The sequence below is a fragment of the Azospirillum sp. BE72 genome, from assembly GCF_031455875.1.
In the GTDB taxonomy this organism is placed as follows: Bacteria; Pseudomonadota; Alphaproteobacteria; order Azospirillales; family Azospirillaceae; genus Azospirillum.
Genome location: NZ_JAVDTO010000017.1, coordinates 1 through 20,636 on the forward strand (window position 1 = coordinate 1; position 20,636 = coordinate 20,636).

Consider the following 20,636-nt stretch of genomic DNA (forward strand, 5'->3'; position numbering starts at 1 on the left):
GTATCGGCCAACTCCTTGACCACTTCAAGCCGGACGAGTGCGCCAACTACTTCCGCGCCGCAGGGTATGGAGACTCATTCTGAAAATGCTCTAGTGGTTTCCCTCCAGCGTCCCAGCAAACCGGGACGGACCCCCGAATAGTGGATCGTCTTCGTCAGGACATAGCAGTCGCTGCGCGGCGGCCGGGCGAGTTCGATATCGAACCGCTGAGCGTATGCGCAGGGCTGATGGTAGGTAAGCCCCTGCCAAGCAACGAGCACCGTTGTCTCGGCCAGGATATCAGCGGGCGCGCCGTGAATGATCGCCTCGGCTTCCCAACGGGACATGCTCAGGAGATCAAGGCGGTTCTGTGCCTTGAGGGTCTCGACCACAAGCCGGTCTGCCTTGGCCATCGTCTGCACCTTGTCCAGGTGATCCCAAGGCTTGGTGTTCTCAACCGGTTCATAGTCCTCGTTATCCTCGTCCCAGCGCCCAGCGATGTAGGTCGGAGCTCTGTCGGCGGATTGCTTGGCGATCTCGACCTCACGAATGAGGGCGAAGGCCACCTTGCGAGCCGCGAAATACTCCGGCGTGCCGGGAATCGGGGAAAGGGTGATTTGATTGTCCATGATGCACCTTTTCAGAAGTGAGGCGCGCCACGGCCCAACACGGGGCACAGGCGCGCCCCCGGTTGGGGTTGGGTCTTTCGTTGCTACGCGCCCGCTAAATCGCGATGCGCGTCACCGTAGGTGAAGAAGGTGTCGACCATCGAAACCGCTCAAATGAGACAGTAGGCCAAGTCAACTTTGCTGAATCATCACAGCATTGAATTCTCTGCTGCGGATTCAAGTTGCTGCGATTGGCCGCGAACCTCTCGGAACTCCTCCGGCTCAATCGCCATAAACGAGAGAAGGATGTTGCGACGATTGGTCATATCCGCGGCAATGCGCGGCTTCTGTCCAAGGTACCCTTGCAGCATCCACTCGTAGCTGGCGATCATAAAGTTCGCGCCGGAGCGGAACTTGCGGACCAGGTCCTCCTCATCAAAGGGGCAGAGGTGGAGAGTCGGGTCGCGCAGATCACCGATTATGTCGAGCAGCTTCTCGAAGTCACGTTGGGCATGAAAGTAGACGCGGCCCAACATTTCCCAAGCACGGAGCTCGTTCATGATCCAATGGAAGATGCTCATCGTCTCTCTCCGACGGTGGTGGGAGAGGACGCTCGGTTCCCGACGGGGACGATGCGCCCCCAAGAGGACCGAAGCTGAGGCTTCGGCGAACAAGCGCCGGCCGAGCGGTCGTGCGGAAACGACGCGCTAGGCAGCACCATTTTTGGCGTTGAGCGGCTACGCCGCTCAACCAACTGCGCCGGGTTCAGGGGCGCGCAGATGGTCCTTACCGCTTGAGCATCGGATACTGCTCAAGCATTGCCGCCTCGCTGCCGAAGCAGCTGAGCGACCAGGCAATCGCTTCGATCGTCTCGTCCAGATCCATCGAGTAGACGAGGATCTCGGAGGCTTCTCGCAGCACCAGCCAGTAGGCGATGTCGCCGTCCTCGTCGCTCGTGGTGACGAAGCAGACATTCGCATCGCCAGACTTGTAACGCTGCCAGTCCGCCGCAAACCGGGCGTTCAGCTCAGCGTTCTCAAGGTTGCTGGTGACGTTGGACAAAAGAACAGTCATGGTTTTCTCCACTACGATGATGGAAGATAAACCACGCCCCTTCCGGGAAGCGTGGTCCCGGATGGGGATGTTCATCGACAAGCGCACAAGAAGAGCGCCTCGACATCTGCTGAAGCGACGCCCTAAGGCGGAGCGCTTCATGCATGTGTTCTGGCGAGTACCAGAACATAGATGCTGGTTATTTATAGTGCCCAACTAGCACTTTTTAGATCAACTAGCTTCCAGCAACATGCATGGAAACCGACTAGATTCGTCGCGACAAGCATACGAATCAAAGTGGCTTGATTTTACGGTAACGAGTTTCGTTCCGCTAGTACCAAATGACGATGATTTTCATCGCTTCTCGGCTCGCTGCTGAAAGCCCAAAATGTGGTTGTTTCCAATGCCTTTCTCCGGCGCAAGGGCAATCCATTGCCGCTATAGTGACGCTGGACGACGAACCACGCGCTTGCATGCTATGGGCCACATAACTGACGAAGAACGAGAGATCATCCGCAAGCACTACCCGACCATGGAGCGATCCCAGCTTCAGGTCCTGCTGCCTAAGCGGAGTTGGAATGGCATTCGATCCGAGGCGCGACGCATGAAGCTTCGGCGCAAGACCAATCCGGATCGCAAGTGGAAACCGGACGAGGACCGCGTACTGCAGGAGATGGAACCCGCCGATGCTTGCCTGATTGAGATCGTCGCCGCACTGCCTGGGCCCCACCGCATTGGCAACATCGATCGCTCACTGGAACTCGGTTTGACTGCAACGGAGACAGGAGAGTCCGACGTTAGGATCAACTCGCCCGCCCCGCCTACCGGGTGGACCACCGGCGAGTTTCTGGTGTTGCTGGACAGCTATCCGTCGCCGGACGTGATGATGGATGACATCGTGCGCCGGCTGCCAGAAAAGTCGCTGTCCCGAATTCGTCGAGCCGCCCGCGAGGCCCATCTTCGCCGACCCAGGAGTGCCCAGGCCACGGCGGTATCAGGTCGCCATGCCAAAAACGTCTGGAAGGGCGACGAGGACGCACTCGTGCTCCGGATGTGGAAGAGCGCCACGCTCAAAGAGATCAGGCGCTTGCTGCCGCACCGGACGGAAGGGGCAATCGCGAACCGTGCGCGGAAGCTGCTTCGACGGGGACGCCCCCAAGATGCCACCCCACCATTTGCCAATGTGGCCTTTGCGGCCGAGTGAGCGCACCTCCGAGCGAAGGGCACCGGGTCCGACCTACCGTCGGACGTTCTTTCTCGCCCACAGTTCCACAACGTGACAGGCCTAAGGCCCCACGTACGGTCGGAGCTAGTGGGGACCGGCCCAGTTGGTATAGCGGGAAATCAGACGATCTAATGTCGTGCCCGACCGTGCGCTGGACTGTCCGGCGGCATCAACGCGTGCGGCCGAAAGCAACGGCAATCCGTCGCACCGGCCCGTTGCCGCCGACCTTCAGCACCACACGCTGCCCCTCTTGCATGCGCACCGTTTCTTCGACCCGGACCTGATCCGGCTCCGGCGCCTTGCTCAGCTTTCGCTGTTCTACCATCACGTCCGGTCGGCGGAGCGCCGCCGCTTCTACCACCAACTCGACAGAGGCGTCGCGGGAAGTATGCGGCGTCACTCGCACCGCAGTGATATGGCCGGTACAGACGATCGCCGGCGGTGCGCCATCCTTCCCGGCCAGCGCAAAGGTCCGCTTCTCGATGGAGTGCGCAGACACCTCCGCGTTCGGCTGTGTGATGAATGGCACCTGTTCGATGACGCGGTTCGCGCTGTCAAACAGCGTCACCTCGACGACAAGTGAGGCTGCCGGATTGGACGCATAGTCCTGAATGCCCGCTCCGCTCTCTTGGCCGCATCGGCTTGCCAGAGAACCATCCAGAGGAGCAGTGCCTGCCGCCTCCGCGACATGAAGGGTGGCGAGAAGGGCGATGGCCGCGACCGCAAGCGCGCGTGTCATCTCGTAAGCTCCCGAGGCAATTCCAATTGAACCGCCTAGCAGCTTCAAACGCCGTTTCTCTACAGAGAAAGGCAACGGTTTTCGGTGTCTTTCGGCGGCGCGCCAAATTGGTCAATGGCGCTAGTCTTCCGGCAACGTGACTACCCGGAGATGAAGAGTGAAGCGCCCCCTACTGACCCTGCCCGTCCTTCTCGCACTCTCCGTCGCCGCTCCTGCGTCTGCAGCGGACGTCGACGGCATCGTCGACGCTCTGATGAATCGCGTCGAGCGGCTTACCCAGCAGAATGCGAAGCTCACCATTGAGAATGAGCAGCTGCGGCAAACCACTCAGATCCGAGACCGCAGCGACGCCATGCCCGCGAATACGGGGCAGGTCCTTCGTAAAGCCGCAGAAGCTGCCGCGGTCACCCCGTCGGCAGCGGTCTCAACGAACACAGCCCTCGACGCGAAGCAGCTCGACGAGGTGCTGCGCCAGTGGGTGAAAGACAATGCGGGCTATGTGTTCGAGAGCGTCAACAAGCACTTGGCTGAGCAGCAGCAGGCGCGTGCTCCGAAGTCGGAGAACTTCGCGGCCCGTGCGTCCGAGCTATTCGAAAAGGACGCAATCAAGGCCGGTGCTGTGACCGGCGCCAAGGTGCGGCTGGTGATGTTCGCAGACTACAACTGCACCTACTGCAAGAAGGCCCAGCCGGTCATCGACGAGCTTCTTGCCAACAACCCGGACCTTCAGGTGGTCTATCGCGAACTGCCCATCCTGTCTCCGACCTCCCGGCTCGCCGCCCAGGCGGCACGTGCAGCCGCGCTGCAGGGCAAGCACAATGACTTTCATCGCGAACTGTACAAGCTGACGGAGATCAGCGAAGCGAGCATCCTGCAACTGGCCGCCCGCTCGGACATCGGATTGGACGTCGAACAGCTGCGGAAGGACATGACGTCGGAGAAGGTGGCCTCACTGGTCACCAACGACTTCAATCTCGGCCAGAGCCTGGGGATCCAGGGCACTCCGTTCTTCTATCTGGACGGCGGCGCGACCATGCCGGGGTACGCTCCGACATCCCAGATGCAGGCAATGATCGATCAGGCCCGCAAGAAGAGCTGAGCCAAATGCCTCACCTCCGCACGCTCGCCATCGGCTTGTTGCTGATGGCGGCTGCGGGCTCCGCCAGCGCGGCGCCCCAGCAGAACCCATGGAAGAGCACGGAGGCGGCGACGCAGGCGGTGGCCGTTGAAAAGGGCGACCTAACCATCATCCTCCGGGTGCTTGCCAGTAGCGTCAGCACCGCCGAGTTTTCTGTCGCGATGTCGCCGCTGACAGCGGAGGTGCGGTCTCGCTACAGCGGCCAAGAGTGCCTCTTCTACGAAGAGGTGACCAACTCGCCATTTGCCGATAATCCCTACTTCGCGCCTATCGCCGGTCAGATCGTTCAAGATGCCTTGCCGGCCAAGTACCTCAACAACAAGGTCGTGGGCAAACTCGCGTCATATCTAGCGTACATGGCGGCCACCAACGACCCGCCTGCCTGTGTCTGCGAGCCGATGCCGGTTAAAGAAGTGATCGACCTCTGCCGCAAGCGGTTCTATCCGGCGTCCCAACGGGACCAAGCCCGCTACGACAAGGCGATGCTGCCCCCGTGACGCGGGCAGAGCTGAGACATGACGAACGGCCGGGGGGCACATCCCCGGCCGTTCGCATTTCAGCGCAGCTTGTAAGCTCCGGTGTCCCATCCCGACGCTTGCACGGGCCGAGGATCGGTGCCCAGCCACCCGGCCAACGGGTTCACGGCATCAAGAGCCCCGCCCAACTCGCCGGTGGCCCAGTGAACTGCAACGGCAGTCGTGCCCGGCCGCGTGTGTTCGAAGTACATGCCGACACCGACACCGATCACCATCATAACCAACGGTGAACGCACGACCTGCAGGAAGAAGGCGAACAAGAAGGTTCGCAGGATCATGTTGACCATCGGGGTAAACTCCAGTGCTTGTTGCCGGCATCCTACCGGGACGCGCAGCCGCTTCGCGCCGGGGAAAGGCGACGGATTTCCACGTCTTTCAGCGGCGCGATAGAACCAGCCGACGCTCTAGGATCGGCGCAGTTGCCGCAGCTCTGCGACCCTTCCCACGGAGTAATCATGCCCCCCCGGATCCCTGGTCGGACCCGATCGACCACAACAGCTCTGGCCCTGCTTGCGCTCACAACCGTCGCCGCGGCTCCCTTCGGCTGGGTGACGGTCAACAGCGCCTGCATCATCGTGGAAGAGGGCGCCGCTACACCCTTTGCATGGATCGCGTTGGTGCTCATTGGCCTGCCCTTCGCTGGCTGGTGCCAGCGCTTTCTGCGCTGCCTCCTCTTCGCGCGCCAGCGCGCCGCGAAAACGCTGCGAGCCAAGGTCATCACCTTGCGTATGGTCGAGCGGAACAAGAACGTTTCTCCGGCCGAAGTGGCGCTTTACCAACTGGTCAGGAGCATGGCCGAACGAGCGGGCCTCCGGGCCGCGCCCATGGTAGGGGTCGTGCCCAGCGACGACATTAACGCGTTTGCTATCGGCCGGCGCGGCAGCTATCTCATTGCCGTTAACGTCGGCACGGTTAACCGGCTATCAGTTGACGAGCTGGCGGCAGTCCTGGGGCATGAGGTCGGGCACGTCGCCCACGGAGACTCGTTTGTGAAGACGCTCGCCCTGGCGGTCCAGGACAGCATCGCGACGTTCCTGATTTCGCCTTTGGCCTTCGCCCACAGCCTGCTCCGCGCCTCGCCTGCCCTGCTGCTGCTGTTGAGCGCCGGGTTGCTGTACGGCATCTGGCATGGACAACGAGATCTTGCCATGGCGTGCGCGGCCGCCCTCTTCCTTCCGCAGTTGGCGTGGATCGTCCTGCTTGCGTGCCGCGCGCTGATTGCCCATCTCGACCGCTGGCGCGAGTTCCACGCGGACGCTGCTGGCGCGGCCCTCACATCACCGCACAGTATGGCGGCGGCCCTCGCAAAGATAGCCGAAGACGGGTCGGGCAAGCGCGTCGTGACCAACCCTCTACACTCCCCCGCCTTGGCTGGGTTCGGGATCAAGGACACGATCTTGTTCGCGGGTCTGGCCGGGAGGTTGTTCGCCACCCATCCCCCCATCCAAGATCGCGTGGACGCTCTCATCAGCGGGCGGTTTCGCTAACGGCGGGAGTTAGGTGCGAGGTCATAAGGCGAAAACGAAAAAAGCCCGTCCGACGTCCGGACCGGACGACTGACGGGCTCTCGGGTTTTGGCATCACGGCTGAAGAGTAAGCCGGAGAACGCCGGTGTTGGGGACACGGCAAACCGCGCCACCAACACCATGCGCTACCAGTGCAGGGAAGACGCACCTTTGAACCACTGGCGCACCAGCGCCAGGTGATCCTCCGATGAGCCTTCGAAGCCGGCCAGCTGGGTGAAGGGATCTGCATCCCCCCGCCGCCGGCCTGATGCGGACCAGACTAACGTCAAGGATCATGCTGCAGCTTCGTCAAAACTTGACGAAGCTGCGCAGCCGCCCCAGGAGACCGGTCCATGGTGCCGCCGATCGCATCGACGGTTCCGCGACGAGGCCGCGAACGCCATCGCTCTGCGGTGTCGGACATGGACCCTGGACGTAGGTCGGTTCGAGGTTTCCCTCATCCCGATCCACGTACCGCGGACCCGCGTCCCCGACAGCCATCGGCATGACCGCCCGCTGTTCCGTGCGGAACCGAGGGAAGCCAGCCTGACCGTGCATGACCCAGACATCGTGCCAGTCCACCCCCTTCGCATCGTCAGGGATCGACAACGACGGCATGAAAACCAGGGCCTTCCGGCCCATGTCCCATGCGCTCGCCTTGAGCCGTTGTGCGGCCTCACGGCCACGGCCGCTGCGATCCAGGTCGCCCCAGACCACGATCTGCTCCACACCTTCAGGCGGAATGAACCGCTCCATAAGGTCGGCACAGACGCACGGCCACACCGTCATGCCGGTCGCCAGATGCACTGCAAGGGCCGTTTCAAAGCCCTCGGCAACACCGAGCACGCCGGCTTGCGGTTCACCCATGCGGATGAAGCCACCACCGTCCACCATCATGCCGTCAAAGCGCGGATGCTCGACGGGCATGACCAGAGAGCGGTCGTTCGGCAGCGGAAAGACCTTCTTCGGTTCCTCCACCGGAGCCTTCTCGCCGTTCTCGGTGAGATAGGTCCGGTGGATGGTGGCGGGCCGCCCAAGGGCGTCCGACACGCCCATCAGCAGAGCTGGGAACTGACCGACCACCACGCCGTCATCGTCGACGTAATCGAGCGACGGATGGAAGCGGAAGTTCTTCAGACCTGCGATGGGTTCGATGGAGAGCTTGCGCCGCATTAGGTAACGCATCAATGGCGCCGCCAATGGATCGGTCACCGGAACAGCCTCCCCCCACGCCCGCCGCAACAGGTTGCGGATGAAGGTGTCGTTCGGGGGCTTGGCCTCGACCTTCGGCCGGGCACGAGGCGGCGGAGCGTCCTTGCGGACACGACCGCTGCCCACATCAAAACCGACGACTTTCGCGACCTCCTCCAGCGTCTGCGGAAATGTCCAGCCTTCGATCGCCATCAGCAACCGGAAACCGTCCGCAAATTTGCCGCAGGTATTGCATACGCCACCGCCCGAGGTTTCCGCGTCCTTGAAGAACCGGAAACCGTCACCCCTGCCGTTGCTCTTGCTCGTGCCGTGGATCGGGCAGACGGACCGCCCTCTTCCCGGCGCCTTCTGAAAGATCCGGCCGTCCAGCCTGTTGCCGATCAGTCGCTCGTGAATGTCCATCCAACCGTGCTTTTGCGCAGCGTTCCGGACGTCATCAGCTTTCAGCGTGCTCACGATTGTTCTCCTACGACACTCGGCAAAGACGCACCTTCCCCCTGGCGGGGAGCAGAGCGTCCCCGCCGGGGTTTCTTTCAGTTGTGGGAAGCGATCAGGCCGAGCTTGGTCGCCTGATCACGGAACATCGCCCGGAGTTCATCCGGGTCAGCTCCCAGCGCCTTCGCGCAAATGCGAAAGCCAAAGGGCTTCTCGCCGTCGCTGTCGATCCACTCCCAGGCTTCGGCCCGAGTGCGTTGACAACTACGACCATCGACTGCCGCCGCCATCGTTTCGAGCAGGATCGTCTCGCAAAGCGCGACGAGGTCCTGATCGGTCCAGGCGATGTCTAGCAGCCAGTCGGCCGGCGCCACAGGTGGCGCACGTTCGTTGGTCAGCATGAGGTCTCTCCTTGCTGTGATCGGGAGAGACCTGTTCCCCTCCGGGGTCAGTCTCCCCGGGTGGGTTGGATCTTGTCAGGCACGCCTACTGCAGACGCGGGTAGGACGTGCTGTTCAGGAAAGCTGCCCAGGCATCCGGCCACCTTTCGAAGGTTCCGGGTGCCCGCTGTTCGGCCTCATCGACAAAGCGAATGAAAGCGCAGCGGATCGTGTCGATCTGTTCGTACTGCATTTGGCTGGTAAGATGGGCGAGCGTTCCGCTCGCCAGCCAGCGGACTTGCGTCGTGACAGGTTCCACGTATGTCCTCCTCGCGTTGAAAGGGAGGCGTCTCCCGGCGGGGAGACGTACTCCCCATGGGACCGGTGTATGGCTGTCAGGCGGCAACGGCAATCCGGGAAGACCGAAGCCGGGTTTCCGACGCTGACAGGATCGTGTTGACGTCCCCTTCGCGGAGGGTGGCGAGCGCACTCGCCGGATCCCTCACGGACGTTTCACGGAGTGTTGTAAGAATGGTCAGCAGGCTCTGGGCCGTCTGGATCGCACCATCGTGGCCCATGACGCGGACACACAGATGGAAGCACTCTATGTTGCGCAGTGCAGCTTCCGGGTAGTCGTCCACGTCAAAGCATGTGACAACCCGGCTGGAGACGACGCTTCCCTTATCGAAGCGACGGATCAACGAAATGCGCGGAGCATCGCTGCTCAGCACTTCGCTCAGGGACAGACGATTCTCCTGGTCATCCAGGATCTCATAGAACCACTTGCTCATGGGAGTCTCCAAAACTGGTTTCGGTAGGAAAGCCAGGGGGAGAAATCCCGTGTCCGGGGATCGTTCCCCGGGAGGGTGGTCGTGGCGACTACTGGCCCCTGGCGGCTTACAGCTTGGAAGGCACGTTGAACATGCCTTTGACAGAGGGCGGCACGGCTGGCGTCATGAGGACGATGGCCGGAGTGCAGCCCGCAAGCGTCGCCGCGGCGGCGACCAGTAGGATCAAATTGCGCATGAGAACCTCTCTGCCGAAGGCGGAGGAAGCAGACGTCCCCCGGTGGGAGGCTGTGCTCCCTGCGGGGAATCTGCCGAGGCCATCAGGCCCGGCGCGAGTGCCGCCCAGCAAGGGGCGGCTTGAGTGCTGCTTATTTATCGAGCCCAACTAGCTCGCCAGCGGCGCTGGAACTCACGCAACCGCATCAAGCAGGAAGCGACAAGTGAACCCATAATAGCCAGGGTCAAGGCCGAGCGATAGAGGCAAAAGACGATCTTCTCATTCATCGTTCAACGCTCCCGCACGTGCCCCCGAGACATCACCCGGCGTGGAAACAAAAAAGGGGGGATGCCGTAGAGCATCCCCCCTTCCCGTTTAACCAATCACGGGCTTGGCCAAGCAGGGCTGCCCCTGCTGGACAAGCAGTTCCTCGACCACCGCCGCCGATAATGCGGCACGGGCGGTCGCGTCGCACCACCCCTGGATCGCTGCCCGAACGTCAACGTCCCCTCGGTGGCCCTTCACGAACTCGGCTCGGAGCGTGATGCCGCGGTTGCGGACCACCTCCATGACCTCGCCGTGAATTTCCTGATCGGCGGTGCGGTCCTCGCGAACCCGTTGCGAACCGCCAAGCACGCCGAGAGCGTGTTGGTTGTCCGACTGCACCGTTACGATGTCGCCGCGACAGAGCCTCAAGTCATGGACGGCGGCGATGACGCCATTGCCCAGAGCTGTCAGCTCAGCCTCGCAGGAATCGCCGGCGGGTCCGTGACCGCTGTAGCGGAAGACCCTCCGTCCCGATCGTACCCACACCGCCCAGCCTGCCCGCAGCCGCTTCCCACAGAAACTGGCGTCGGCAAAGACGGTTACTCGTGTTGCTCGCCTCTCCATAATGCACCTGTTGGCGCAGGGAGACGCCCTTCCCCTGGCGGGGAGAGGGCTCCCCGCCGGGGTTCGGGTTGATTGAAGGCCAGCGCCGAAGCGCCGGTCTATGGTCAGTGGCCGCTGACCGCGTTTGCAGAGCCCCAACGAAGCGCGAACTCCGTCGGGGATACTCCTTGGTCAAGCGCGTCGGACAAGGCGTCCGGGTCCACCTGGGCATCGAACGTGTCGACCCGCCAGTGCCTGAGCATCGCCCCATCCACGGCTTCCACGTACTCCTGGAAGCCCATCTTCGAAACGTCGGTCTCGCGCTGTGTCCACACCTCGTCCACCGGACCGGTCAGGTCCACCGGGGCCAGATGGCCATAGGCGGGCGTCGCAAGTTGCTCGGCCGGAACTACGGCCTGGGTCGATATCTTCATGGCTTCCATCCTCCTGGGATCGAAGAGGGAGGCCGCCCCTGAGGGGATCGGCTCCCCTCGGGGTCAGGTCGTCAGGCTGCGGCTCGGGTATGTCCCGTGCTTAGGCCCGCTTGGCGTTGCTCTCACCGCGCTCGCGTTCGGCGAGGTGGGCGGTGAGGGCGCGCTGCGCGTGGTGCTCTGCCAGCGTGCTGGCGCGGAACCGCTTGGTGATGTCGCCTCCGGGGTCGTGGACATGCTTGGCGGTCAGGGAAACACCCTTTCCGATCAGCATCGCCTTCACGCCCGCCAGCGTGGCGGCTTCATCTATGCGGTTCTCGCGCAGGGTCTTGTGTCCAGACAGGACATCGACCGCGTGCTCGCTTGCGGACTGCGCCACAATCATGTCACCGCGCTTCAGGTCGAACTCATCCACCGTCAGATGGATGCCCAGGGCCAGGGCCTCGACCGAAGCGTGGTCACGCGTGTGGATGTGCTTGTCCCAGACGCCCCGCTTCTGGAGCGTCTTGGTATTGTCCCGCGCGTAGACCGACCAGGCACCGAGTTGGTGGGTGGCGTCGAACGCCGCCTCTCCAAACACCGTAACCAGTCGGCCCCGTTTCGCACGCCGATCCAAATGGGGTTCGGTCGGCGGCTGCGGGATCACATCCTTGTTCCGCCGCTGAAACAGCCGGCGGAAGACCTCCTCCAGGGCCTTCGTCGGGTCCTTATGGTCGCGAAACTCCTTGAAGAAGAGCCGCAAAACCGTGACGCAGACGAAGGCCACAGCGGAGATCAACATCTTCTCGATGAGCTCCATGCTGCACCTCTCGTTCTTTGGGGAAAGAGAGGGGGAGATCGCCCCCGGTGGGGAGCGTTGCTCCCCCTCGGGGTTGCTGGACCAAGGGCGAGACTGCTATGCAGCCGCCGCCGTGAGAGCCTTGCGCGTGATCTCGAACAGCGCACTTCTCAACTCGGTAAGGTCCTGGATGACGACCGCGGTCGGGAATAGTTGCCGAACGCGGTCGATCTGGATGCCGATGCCGATCACCTCTATGCCCGAGGCCTGACAACGCCTAACCATGTCGATGACTTGGTCTGAGTTGTTGGGCTCGCCGTCGGTCACGATCAGGAGCAACTTACGCTCCTCCTTGGTCGTGTTGACCAGCTGCGCGGCGGCATACCACATGGCTTCCCCCAGAGGGGTTCCGCCGGCCGGGGCCACCGCGAAGTTGCCGACCACCTGACGCACCTTCTGTCCATGCTTCAGAAGAGGCAGAACGCCAATGGCGCGCTGGTGATCTTGATCGTAGTCGCTCCGGCTTGCCGGAAAGGCTGTGATCGCGGAGTTGACGCCCGGGATGGCTTCGAGAGCCGTCGCGAGGGCAACCGCGCTGTCGATCGCCACGTCCAGCCGGTTCCGACTGGCCCCTCCGTTGACATGGGCGGCTTGCGTCGCCATGGAACCGGAGCGGTCCACGAGGATGTGGATCGCGGCGTTGGGGGCACGGGTGTCCGTGCGCTGCGTGAAGACCCGCGTGTCACCCGTCAAGATCCGGGTGATCTTTCGGCCGTTCACCGCACGGCCACGCCGGCGGGTGATTTCGTCCTCCCGTTGGCTGGCTTGCACCAGACCCAACAGCTGGGCGCGTACCCGACCGCTCGTGCCACGGACGCGGGAGACGATCCCCTGTCCGACGAGCGGGTTGGCCTGCACCTCCTGCGGCTGAGCCATGGCCGGAACCCGGCTCTGCACAGGTGCCTTGGCAGCGCTGTTGGACAGGTCCTTAGCCGCCTTTTGGAAGAGGTCTTTCGACCCCACGTCGTCGGCCGAGGCCGACAGAGCCTTCGCAATCGCGTCGGCTCCGTTGGGATCGTAATCTCCACCCTGGTCTGAGCCAGAGCCGCCCGCATCGCCGGCATCACTGCCGGCCGAATTGGGTCCTGAGCTATCGTCGCCATCGTCGCCTTCTCCGTCACCGGATTGGTCGTCGTCGGTTTCGTCGTCGGTGTCCGAGCCGGACCCCGTGCTATCGTCACCATCGTCGCCCTCTCCGTCACCGGATCGACCGTCGTCGGCTTCGTCATCGGTGTCCGAGCCGGACCCCGTGCTATCGTCACCGTCGTCACCCTCCCCGTCACCGGATTGGTCGTCGTCGGCGCTGTCAGAAGCGGCTCCAGGCGTCGCACTGTCGCCTTGCCCTTCATCATCGCCGCCACCGTCGCCGTCGGCATCGCTGCCGGCGTCGTCAGTTGCGCCACCATCCTCGGACGTGCCGCCCTTGGACTTGCCGGAACCGTCCGTGGCATCGTCGGCATCGCTACCGTCGTCATCGCCTTGGGCGTCCTGCTCGTTGTCAGACCCGGACCCGCCCTGCTGTTGCGGAGCGCTCTGGTTCTGCTGGTCCTGCTGCTGGTGTTGCGGCGGCTGCGGAGGGGGCTGGCGAGCCTTATCCTCCTCTTGCTTGAGCATGGTGAGGATGAGGTCTACGAGATCGAGGGCATCCGCAGTGCTCTCCAGGTTTTTCACCTCAGAAAGCAAAGCGTGAAGCCTGACCATGGCACCGGCCGGGAAGGTCTGTCCCGCTACGGCCTCGCTTTCGTCCGCGAGCGATTCCAAGGCCTTCTGGCCAAGCATATCGCTTCGCAGTCGTAGCAGGCAGTAGCCGGACAGGATATCAGCCGGGTGCTCCTTCTCGTTGACGGCCCTCATTTCGCCGCGGCGGATCAGATAGTCGATCACCTTGGCAATGGTTCTGCGAGTTCCCGGATAATCAACGGCGAGCGCCGCTTCGATCCGGACATCCTCAATGATGTTCAACAGCTCCCGACGGAGCGGCTGGTAGTATGCGCGATGAACGACATTCCAATCCGTGAATTGGATGTGCCCACCGGCCTCATGCGCGATGACGCCGTACGCGAGATCGCACAGGTCCGGCTCGTCGGGGTCGAACGCCGGCACGTAGACGCGGTTTCCGTCGGTCATCATCTCGTTGCCAGAGACAATGACCTGTACCCCGAATTTCTTGCCCAGCGCCGCTGCCACAATGGGCAGCGAGTCATAGAGCGTGCGAGCCTTGCGGGACGTCTTGGCCGGCTTGGCAGCCAGGCCTGTCCCTTGCGTGGTCTGATTGACCGTCATTCTCGTGCCTTTCGCCTGGGGGGCGAAGGAGCCCCCCTTGGCGGGGGAGAAGTACTCCCCCGCCTTGGGTTGCTTAGAAGAAGAAGGATTCGACAACCTCGACCGGTGCGGCCGTCGGCGGGATCATGTCGGGGAGCTTCCCGTCATCTTCCGCCTCGTCCAGGTCGTCGGTTTCGTCCACCTCGGTTTCGACCGCCGCCTCAACAGCAGCCGGCGCGGCCTTGGGCTCGGTCTCCGGTTCCTCCGGAGTTTCACTAGCCGCTGGCGCAGCTTCCGCCCCCAGGGGTACCGGCTCGGCGCCCAGGTGGGCATCCTGCTCTACCGGCTTCTGGTCGGCTTCCTGCGCGAGTTCAACCGTCGCCGTGACTGCCTCAACCGGTGCGGTCGGGACAGCCTCAGCGGCGGCGGGTGTAACCTGAACCGCCTGCTCTGCCTGTGCTGGCGCCGCGGTGTCGGAGTTGGACTCCTCGACCACCACGCCATCCGTGGCAGGAGAGGCGCCGTCATCACCATCCCCGAACAAGCCATCGAAGATGGAGAGGTCTGACAGCCCTTCAGCCACCGTTGCCTCCACCCGCACGGGCGTGGCGTGGACGACAGCCTCTGGCTCGTCCACATCTTCCTCTTCCGGGAAGTCAGCATCAGGATCGACGATGTCCCCATCCTCGACAGATGCAAAGAGGTCTCCGATGCCGCCCGTCGCCGGGCGGCTCGCCGCATAGGACCGGATCTTGTCGGGGTCCGACAGGATCAGAATCTTCGCGACGACCTCGTGGTAGACACCGTTCTCGATGTTGCCTTTCTCCGGAAAGCTGGCGATCAGCTCGTCAATGCCAGCCACCATTGGAGCCACAGCGCCATCCAAGAATGAAAGTCCGTCGAGCTTATCGCGCATCCGCTTGAGCGGCCCTGCGATACGCCGTGACAGGCTCTTCTCCGTCCGGGAAGCCACCGACTTCTCATAGAGTTCGTTGGCCTCCTGTGCGACCTCAGCCAGAAGCTGATTGCCCATGCGCGCAACCTCGCGGTCCAGCGAGCCGCTCTTGTCGGCCGGCGAGATCCGGAAGGTGCTGTAATCGGCCCAAAGTCGATGACTGACCGCCGAGGCGGGCTCAATGGCCCGGCGCAGCGCGTCCTCGAAGTTGGGATGCTTGGCGATCCACTCTTCCACCTCCTTGTCGTATTCGGCCAGGAAGGTGCTCTTCTCGCCGAGAAACTCCCGAACGATCTTGTCCAGAGCTTCGGTGACCGCTTCGGTCTTCTCGCGTGGGATCGCGTAGCCGCTTAGGAAGCGGATGCCAACGCTCTCCAAGAGGCGTTCCATCTGCTTCTTCAGCTTGTGGAAGACGTTGAGCCGATCAGGGTCCATGACTTTCTTGGAGCCCAGACTGGCAACGTCTTCAGAAGGCAGTTCACCACCCACGCCGAGGTTCAAATCTTCGGCCCGGAGCTTCTTGCGTCCGGTCCAGATCGTCACACCCAGCGAGAGGATGTCAACTTTATCAAGGGTCTTCATGATGCAGCCTCGTTGTGAAACGAGGCGCGGACCCACTCCTCCCCTGGGGGCGAAGTGAACCGCGCCCCATTGGGGAAGGATGTTCTGGGTGGCAGAGCGGGCTGTAAGCCCGCTCAGAACCAATAGTCGGCTTGGCCGGTGTCGATTTGTGAGAGCTTGATCCGTTTCGGGATCAGCCCGGCATCTTCGGCAGCCGGCGTGATGAGATCGACCGAGGATTCGAAGGTGGCGAGCAGAGCCGTCTCCTTGCGCAGGTCCTTGTCGATGGTGCCACCGTCCGCCTTGACCACGTTGACCGTCACGTCCGCAGACGCGACCAACCGCATGGTCAGGAGAAACAGGAGGGCGCCGACGCCGTTGGCCCGCCGCAGCGAGCCCGCGTGCCGCACCCTCCCGATGCCGGTGTGGCCGTCGAATGCCGGCGTCCAGCCCTCAATCACCGGAACCCCGGTCGGGATACCCTCACGGGTGCTCCACCGGCATTCATAGTGATCGGAGAGCCTACCCACGGCCACCTCCATCACCTCAAAAAGCCGCTGCCAGGAGGCAGCGGTGATTTCGAAGAAGATGTCGGCGTCCTTCATGGTTGCCGGTCTCGACGTAACCTCCTCGGCCGCGGGGATTTCCGCAGCCGGGTTGCTTTGCAGGTCGGTGGGCTTACCGTCGGCGCCGAAGGTGCAAGTGCCCAGGATCTCATAACCCTGTTCAGTCTGCTCCCACAGTCGCCGACGCCCCTCCGCCGCCGCGCCGCTGGATTTCCAGGACGACTTGGCGATGGGCTTTTTCTGCATGGCCTGTCCGGTCTTGCCGAAGCGCACGAACAAGTCTCCGCCGATCACGGCTACAGCCCAGTCTTTGGAGGTGCCGTCGGAGCGGTTGAACCGCGCCAACAGCCAGCGCTCGCCCGCCATCAATTAGCCTCCCAGAGATCGCCAAAGACATCGGCTGCGATCTGGTGGATCGCCTGCCGCTGCTCAGGTTCCGCCCGGTTGCTGAAGGCTCGCTCGAGAGCAAAGCCGACCGCGTTGGGAGCCCCCTTGAAGGCGACCGTCAGCCGTGCCCACCGCACGAGAGAGCGGGTGGACATGGTGAGGGAAAGCTCGGAGCCACCGTCCTCGCCGCCCAGGAACAGGCGACGGATCTCGTTGGCGACCTTGATCATGTTTTCCCGGATAGCCTGCGGCACCTTCGGCGCCACGCGCTCCAAGATCGATTCCTCGATGTCCGGCTCCAGATAGCCCACGCTGATGAAGCGGAAGCGATCCAGAAAGGCGGGATCGAGAACCTGGATGCTGGTGGCGTAAAGGCCCGAGGCATCACCCGACCCCATGCTGTTCGCCGTGACGAACAGCCGGAACTTCGGGTGGGCATGGATCACCTCGTTGGTCTCGGGGATCACCAGTGGCGATCCTTCCAAGATGTCGTTGAGACCGACCAACTCGCCGGCATCGCCACGGTCCGCCTCGTTGATGACGAGAGCGTAGCCGTGGGTCATGCAGACAGGCAGCGGCCCGTGAACAAATTTCGTCTGCCCGCCGACGATGGCCTGATGGCCAACGAGATCGGCGAATTCACGACGCTTGTGCCAGGAAAAGCACATGGTCGGCCAATTCAGACGCGAGAGCGTCTGGGTAACGATGGACGTCTTGCCGGCTCCGTAGGGGCCACCGATCCACATTGCGTCTCCCATCGGATCCGCAGCAAAGGCAAGAATGTCCCGCAGCTTGATGCGATCGAACACATAGAGATCGTCCCGCTTTGGGATGAGAGGGTTCGAATCGTCGGCGAAGCCCTCGACCGTAAACTGCGGCGGAGCCTTCGGCTGATCGAACGTGTCGCGAACGCTGAAGTTCTTAAACATGATGCACCCTATCTTGAGGAAGTCGGGGCGCACCATGCCCCGGAGGGGAGCATGTCTGCGCCCCAGGTGGGGATGAACTTGAGTTGCGAATTACGCGGCCACGGCTACAACCGGACTCACGCTTTGGGTGTCCGCCGGCTTCACCTTCTTGACACTTACCTTGACGCTCTCCGAGGAGGCGCCACGGAACTTGTCCAGATCAGCGTCGCTGACGGCAACCTTGTGATGCTCCAGGAGGGCCGTGTAATCGACCCGTCCCTTGGAGATGTAGCGGGTGATGAGGATGCCCGATGCTTCAGCTTGGGCGAACTGCCCCATCTGCTTGATCAGCCGCTCCTTAGCGGTGTCCTGCTTCAGGGTCAGCGCCGCGATCTCGGCCTTGAGGGCATCGATCTTCGCACTAGCATCGCGGTACTCCGTCGCAGCAACTTCCCACTCCTGCTTTTCCTCGTCGGACGCTGGAGAGTAGCTGTCGCGGGCTGGATCCTTCTTCGGCTCCTTGCGGCTTTTCACCGCTTCCATGAAGGTTTCGGCCTTCTGGAGCATGTCGGCGATAAATGCCTCGTCCCGGTCGACACGGAATTCGACAGCTTCGTCAACGACGAGGCTGCCATTTTCCTTCTCGATCACGCGACCAAACACCAGATAGCCGTGGTCCGTGCCGGCCACGAAGATCTGAGCCTGCACCTGGCAGGAATAGAGGCGAAACGCAGTCGCGTCCTCGCGGAGCGCCACCACCTCATCGAACACCGAGTCCGACGGTGCCTTGAGTTCGACGGGGATTCCGTCATCGCTCAGGCCGTCGAAGCTGGCGCGGATGAAGGGATGGTCCGCTTCGGCGCAGGCGGGAAAAAGCATGGTGTCATGCTTCGCCTCGAACCACGCGCGAACAGCGGGCTCGCACCGCTTGCCATGAGCGACGAACATGTTGCCGCTCAAATCCTCCGGAGGAATCTTGCCTGCCTTCTCCGCCCACAGGCGCCAAGGCGTCTTGTAGGGGCTAATGCCGAGGACCACGGCGATGTCGGAAGCCGACACGCCTTGATCGCGCCATGCCAGCCATTCGGCCGAGCCCTGGCGAAGGTTGACGATCTTCATGATGCACCTCTGCAAGGGCGGAGGCGCACGTCTCCCCGGTCGGGGCGTCGTGCGCCCCAGCGGGGTTTTCGTCGTGAATTACGCTTGCCAGTCTGTCCCCATGCCCCGGTTTCGGGACATGGGCGAGTAGCGAGCGAAATGCTCGTCCGGCAGCGAACGGATCGCGGTCACGCCGGCCGATCGCAACGCCGTGGTGGCAATCGCGGTGATGTCCTCGAAGGTGAAGACTTGCGTCGTGGCTTTATGCCCCAACGCCCGGTCCTTCATAGCCTCGGACTTTCTGATGTTGCTGAGCATGCTGCTCTCCTCCGGGGTAGGCCCCGGTCAGGGTGTCATGCTTCCCGCGCTGGGGGCTCGCGCGCCCCGGAACAGGAATGGATGTGGACAGGGCCTACCCGGCCTGCTTCATGGCGGCGGCAGTAGCGGCCGCTTCCGCCTGGGCCAGCTCGACTTCGGTCTGAGCGTACTCGAAGTCGAGGTCGCTCAGCTTTCCGTCGTTGCGGAGCTTGGACAGGTAGTCCTTCGCTCCCGTCCAGGCGCCGGCGGCACCGGCACGCTGGATCAGCTCCATCGTGGAAGCTCGCACCTTGTCTGACACGGACTGGGAGCGCTCGGCATGCCGCAGGACATATTTGGCGTAAGCCAAGTCGTTGTCCTGCAGCCGCTCTGCGGCATACCCGACGGCCGTTTCCCAGGCACCATTGGGAAGCGCACGGCGCACCAGCTTTCCGATCAGCTCCTTCACCTCGGCGCCGACCTGAAACAGATCGGGCTTCAGTTCCGGAACCGGCTGACCGCCAAGGACCTCCCCCGTTTTCGGGTCGATGTCCATGACGGTCGCGGACTGCGGCACGCCACGCTTGGAGCGGCGTGGGATGTCAGCCTCGTCGGCCTCGATCACCTTGCCATCCATCTCCTCCGCACTGTAGCCGCCGCATTCCTCAGGGAAGGCGGCGCGCAGCGCATCGGCTTTGGCGCATTTGGCGAGTTGGCCCTTTGGCCGCTTCACCCACATATCTGTGGGGAGAGCGCTTCGAGAGCGTTTCCGAGAGTAGGTCTCCAACCAGAAGATCTTCGCGGTGAACGGGCACCGGACACCGCTGACGAGGCGGTACACGGTGACCTGGCACCATTCGGGGAACTTGAGGGTGACCGTCTCGGTCTTCTTCGAGCCACGTGGACCGTCTTCATCGTTCACCTGGCCGGTGAACGTCTCCGTGATCTCCGGCCCATAGATCGGGGCGTCGACACCGGCGAACTCGCCCGTTCGGGCGGCCGTGGTCTGCACCTCGTTGATGCCCGGCCAAACCGTCTCCACGGACTTCCCCAGTGCGGAGCTCCACATGGGCACGATTGACACGGGGCGCTTCATGATGTCGAGCTTGCGGGCTTGGCAGTAGGCCACCGCGAGCAAGATGCCCTCAGCGCTCTTGGCGGACGGGAAGGTGGATTCCACCAGTACCCGCCAAGTCTGCTCATTGACCCCGTAGCTCTTTGCTTCCACCGGATACGCGATCCGCGGTTGCAGCGAAATGACTTCGCCCATCTTTCTGTCCCTCTCAATTAAATGAGAAGGCGCCACTTCCCCCTGAGGGCGAGCGGCGCCCCCTATGGGTTGTGACGGTCAGTTCAGGTCAGCGCGAGACGTCGTTGTCCTAGTTGGACGAAGACGGAGCCTCGGCGGCCGGCTTTGGCCGGAACGGCTCGCACGGATCGGGTTCCCCCGGCTTGCGAGCCACGTAGCCGACGCCCATCGCTTCGGCATCGCATTTGGTCCTGAGCAGCAGGTTTTCCTGTGCCTTCCGGAGTGTGTCCGCCTCCCCCAGCGCAAACAGGAAGCCTGCGACAAGGTAGATCGCGTAGAGCGCGATCATGGCGAGCACGAAAGCCTTCAGGACGGGTTTGATGATCTCGGTCATGGTTT

General features: G+C 62.8%; 25 protein-coding genes. 4 read left to right on the top strand and 21 right to left on the bottom strand.

All coding sequences use genetic code 11. The features are described from left to right. Positions 1-74 precede the first annotated feature (74 nt). The 3 genes from J2Y49_RS27045 to J2Y49_RS27055 all read right to left on the bottom strand — a co-directional run bounded on the left by J2Y49_RS27045 (position 75) and on the right by J2Y49_RS27055 (position 1,802). The gene (locus J2Y49_RS27045; RefSeq protein ID WP_310118501.1) at positions 75-608 is read right to left on the bottom strand and encodes a hypothetical protein; all 534 of its coding nucleotides are present in this window, start codon (positions 606-608) and stop codon (positions 75-77) included. 188 nt (positions 609-796) lie between these two features. Continuing rightward, positions 797-1,168 carry a hypothetical protein gene (locus J2Y49_RS27050; RefSeq protein WP_149226299.1) on the bottom strand — a complete coding sequence of 124 codons (372 nt, stop codon included), beginning with the start codon at positions 1,166-1,168 and terminating at the stop codon, positions 797-799. 205 nt (positions 1,169-1,373) lie between these two features. Continuing rightward, positions 1,374-1,802, bottom strand: a complete 429-nt coding sequence (locus J2Y49_RS27055) for a hypothetical protein (protein WP_149226297.1) — start codon at positions 1,800-1,802, stop codon at positions 1,374-1,376. Positions 1,803-2,244: 442 nt separating this feature from the next. Here J2Y49_RS27055 and J2Y49_RS27060 point away from each other — a divergent pair, with 442 nt between their 5' ends. Continuing rightward, on the top strand, positions 2,245-2,844 hold the full coding sequence (locus J2Y49_RS27060; protein WP_149226295.1) for a hypothetical protein: 600 nt from the start codon (positions 2,245-2,247) through the stop codon (positions 2,842-2,844). A 190-nt stretch (positions 2,845-3,034) separates the two neighbouring features. Here the strand turns inward: J2Y49_RS27060 and J2Y49_RS27065 are convergent, their stop codons facing one another. Then, positions 3,035-3,604, bottom strand: a complete 570-nt coding sequence (locus J2Y49_RS27065) for a hypothetical protein (RefSeq protein WP_149226293.1) — start codon at positions 3,602-3,604, stop codon at positions 3,035-3,037. A 157-nt stretch (positions 3,605-3,761) separates the two neighbouring features. Here J2Y49_RS27065 and J2Y49_RS27070 point away from each other — a divergent pair, with 157 nt between their 5' ends. After that, the gene (locus tag J2Y49_RS27070) at positions 3,762-4,703 is read left to right on the top strand and encodes a DsbA family protein (protein ID WP_149226291.1); all 942 of its coding nucleotides are present in this window, start codon (positions 3,762-3,764) and stop codon (positions 4,701-4,703) included. Between the two features lie 5 nt (positions 4,704-4,708). Then, positions 4,709-5,239: a hypothetical protein gene (locus tag J2Y49_RS27075; RefSeq protein WP_149226289.1), complete on the top strand. Its 531-nt coding sequence runs from the start codon at positions 4,709-4,711 to the stop codon at positions 5,237-5,239. A 59-nt stretch (positions 5,240-5,298) separates the two neighbouring features. On the opposite strand, the gene J2Y49_RS27080 is transcribed toward J2Y49_RS27075, so the two are convergent. Further along, positions 5,299-5,565, bottom strand: a complete 267-nt coding sequence (locus J2Y49_RS27080) for a hypothetical protein (RefSeq protein WP_149226287.1) — start codon at positions 5,563-5,565, stop codon at positions 5,299-5,301. 168 nt (positions 5,566-5,733) lie between these two features. On the opposite strand from J2Y49_RS27080, the gene J2Y49_RS27085 reads away from it, so the two are divergent. Further along, a complete protein-coding gene (locus J2Y49_RS27085; RefSeq protein ID WP_149226285.1) occupies positions 5,734-6,765 on the top strand; it encodes a M48 family metalloprotease in 1,032 nt (343 codons plus the stop codon). A 327-nt stretch (positions 6,766-7,092) separates the two neighbouring features. On the opposite strand, the gene J2Y49_RS27090 is transcribed toward J2Y49_RS27085, so the two are convergent. From J2Y49_RS27090 to J2Y49_RS27165, 16 genes are all read right to left on the bottom strand, one after another. After that, positions 7,093-8,451: a toprim domain-containing protein gene (locus J2Y49_RS27090; RefSeq protein WP_149226283.1), complete on the bottom strand. Its 1,359-nt coding sequence runs from the start codon at positions 8,449-8,451 to the stop codon at positions 7,093-7,095. A 77-nt stretch (positions 8,452-8,528) separates the two neighbouring features. Continuing rightward, complete coding sequence (locus J2Y49_RS27095; RefSeq protein ID WP_149226281.1) at positions 8,529-8,831, bottom strand: hypothetical protein; 303 nt, start codon at positions 8,829-8,831, stop codon at positions 8,529-8,531. An 85-nt stretch (positions 8,832-8,916) separates the two neighbouring features. Further along, positions 8,917-9,129 carry a hypothetical protein gene (locus J2Y49_RS27100; RefSeq protein ID WP_149226279.1) on the bottom strand — a complete coding sequence of 71 codons (213 nt, stop codon included), beginning with the start codon at positions 9,127-9,129 and terminating at the stop codon, positions 8,917-8,919. Between the two features lie 76 nt (positions 9,130-9,205). Beyond that, entirely contained in the window at positions 9,206-9,601 is a 396-nt protein-coding gene (locus J2Y49_RS27105; RefSeq protein WP_149226277.1) for a hypothetical protein, read from the bottom strand. 106 nt (positions 9,602-9,707) lie between these two features. After that, positions 9,708-9,836: a hypothetical protein gene (locus J2Y49_RS27110; RefSeq protein WP_282187032.1), complete on the bottom strand. Its 129-nt coding sequence runs from the start codon at positions 9,834-9,836 to the stop codon at positions 9,708-9,710. Between the two features lie 354 nt (positions 9,837-10,190). Then, positions 10,191-10,706, bottom strand: a complete 516-nt coding sequence (locus J2Y49_RS32485) for a ribonuclease HI (RefSeq protein WP_149226275.1) — start codon at positions 10,704-10,706, stop codon at positions 10,191-10,193. Positions 10,707-10,810: 104 nt separating this feature from the next. Next, the gene (locus tag J2Y49_RS27120; RefSeq protein ID WP_149226273.1) at positions 10,811-11,119 is read right to left on the bottom strand and encodes a hypothetical protein; all 309 of its coding nucleotides are present in this window, start codon (positions 11,117-11,119) and stop codon (positions 10,811-10,813) included. Positions 11,120-11,219: 100 nt separating this feature from the next. Next, on the bottom strand, positions 11,220-11,915 hold the full coding sequence (locus J2Y49_RS27125) for a hypothetical protein (protein WP_149226271.1): 696 nt from the start codon (positions 11,913-11,915) through the stop codon (positions 11,220-11,222). A gap of 96 nt (positions 11,916-12,011) precedes the next feature. Continuing rightward, the gene (locus tag J2Y49_RS27130; protein WP_310118512.1) at positions 12,012-14,237 is read right to left on the bottom strand and encodes a VWA domain-containing protein; all 2,226 of its coding nucleotides are present in this window, start codon (positions 14,235-14,237) and stop codon (positions 12,012-12,014) included. A gap of 73 nt (positions 14,238-14,310) precedes the next feature. Further along, positions 14,311-15,753, bottom strand: coding sequence for a DUF3150 domain-containing protein (locus J2Y49_RS27135; protein WP_149226267.1), 1,443 nt, complete (start codon positions 15,751-15,753; stop codon positions 14,311-14,313). Between the two features lie 113 nt (positions 15,754-15,866). Beyond that, positions 15,867-16,664, bottom strand: coding sequence for a hypothetical protein (locus J2Y49_RS27140; RefSeq protein WP_149226265.1), 798 nt, complete (start codon positions 16,662-16,664; stop codon positions 15,867-15,869). Continuing rightward, positions 16,664-17,614, bottom strand: a complete 951-nt coding sequence (locus J2Y49_RS27145) for a CbbQ/NirQ/NorQ C-terminal domain-containing protein (protein ID WP_149226263.1) — start codon at positions 17,612-17,614, stop codon at positions 16,664-16,666. Before J2Y49_RS27145 ends, J2Y49_RS27140 begins: the two co-directional genes overlap by 1 nt. 90 nt (positions 17,615-17,704) lie before the next feature. Then, the gene (locus J2Y49_RS27150; RefSeq protein WP_310118516.1) at positions 17,705-18,712 is read right to left on the bottom strand and encodes a lambda-exonuclease family protein; all 1,008 of its coding nucleotides are present in this window, start codon (positions 18,710-18,712) and stop codon (positions 17,705-17,707) included. Positions 18,713-18,790: 78 nt separating this feature from the next. Beyond that, on the bottom strand, positions 18,791-19,009 hold the full coding sequence (locus J2Y49_RS27155) for a hypothetical protein (protein ID WP_149226259.1): 219 nt from the start codon (positions 19,007-19,009) through the stop codon (positions 18,791-18,793). A 94-nt stretch (positions 19,010-19,103) separates the two neighbouring features. Beyond that, complete coding sequence (bet, locus tag J2Y49_RS27160) at positions 19,104-20,258, bottom strand: phage recombination protein Bet (protein WP_149226257.1); 1,155 nt, start codon at positions 20,256-20,258, stop codon at positions 19,104-19,106. Between the two features lie 109 nt (positions 20,259-20,367). Then, entirely contained in the window at positions 20,368-20,631 is a 264-nt protein-coding gene (locus J2Y49_RS27165; RefSeq protein ID WP_149226255.1) for a hypothetical protein, read from the bottom strand. Positions 20,632-20,636: the final 5 nt, after the last annotated feature.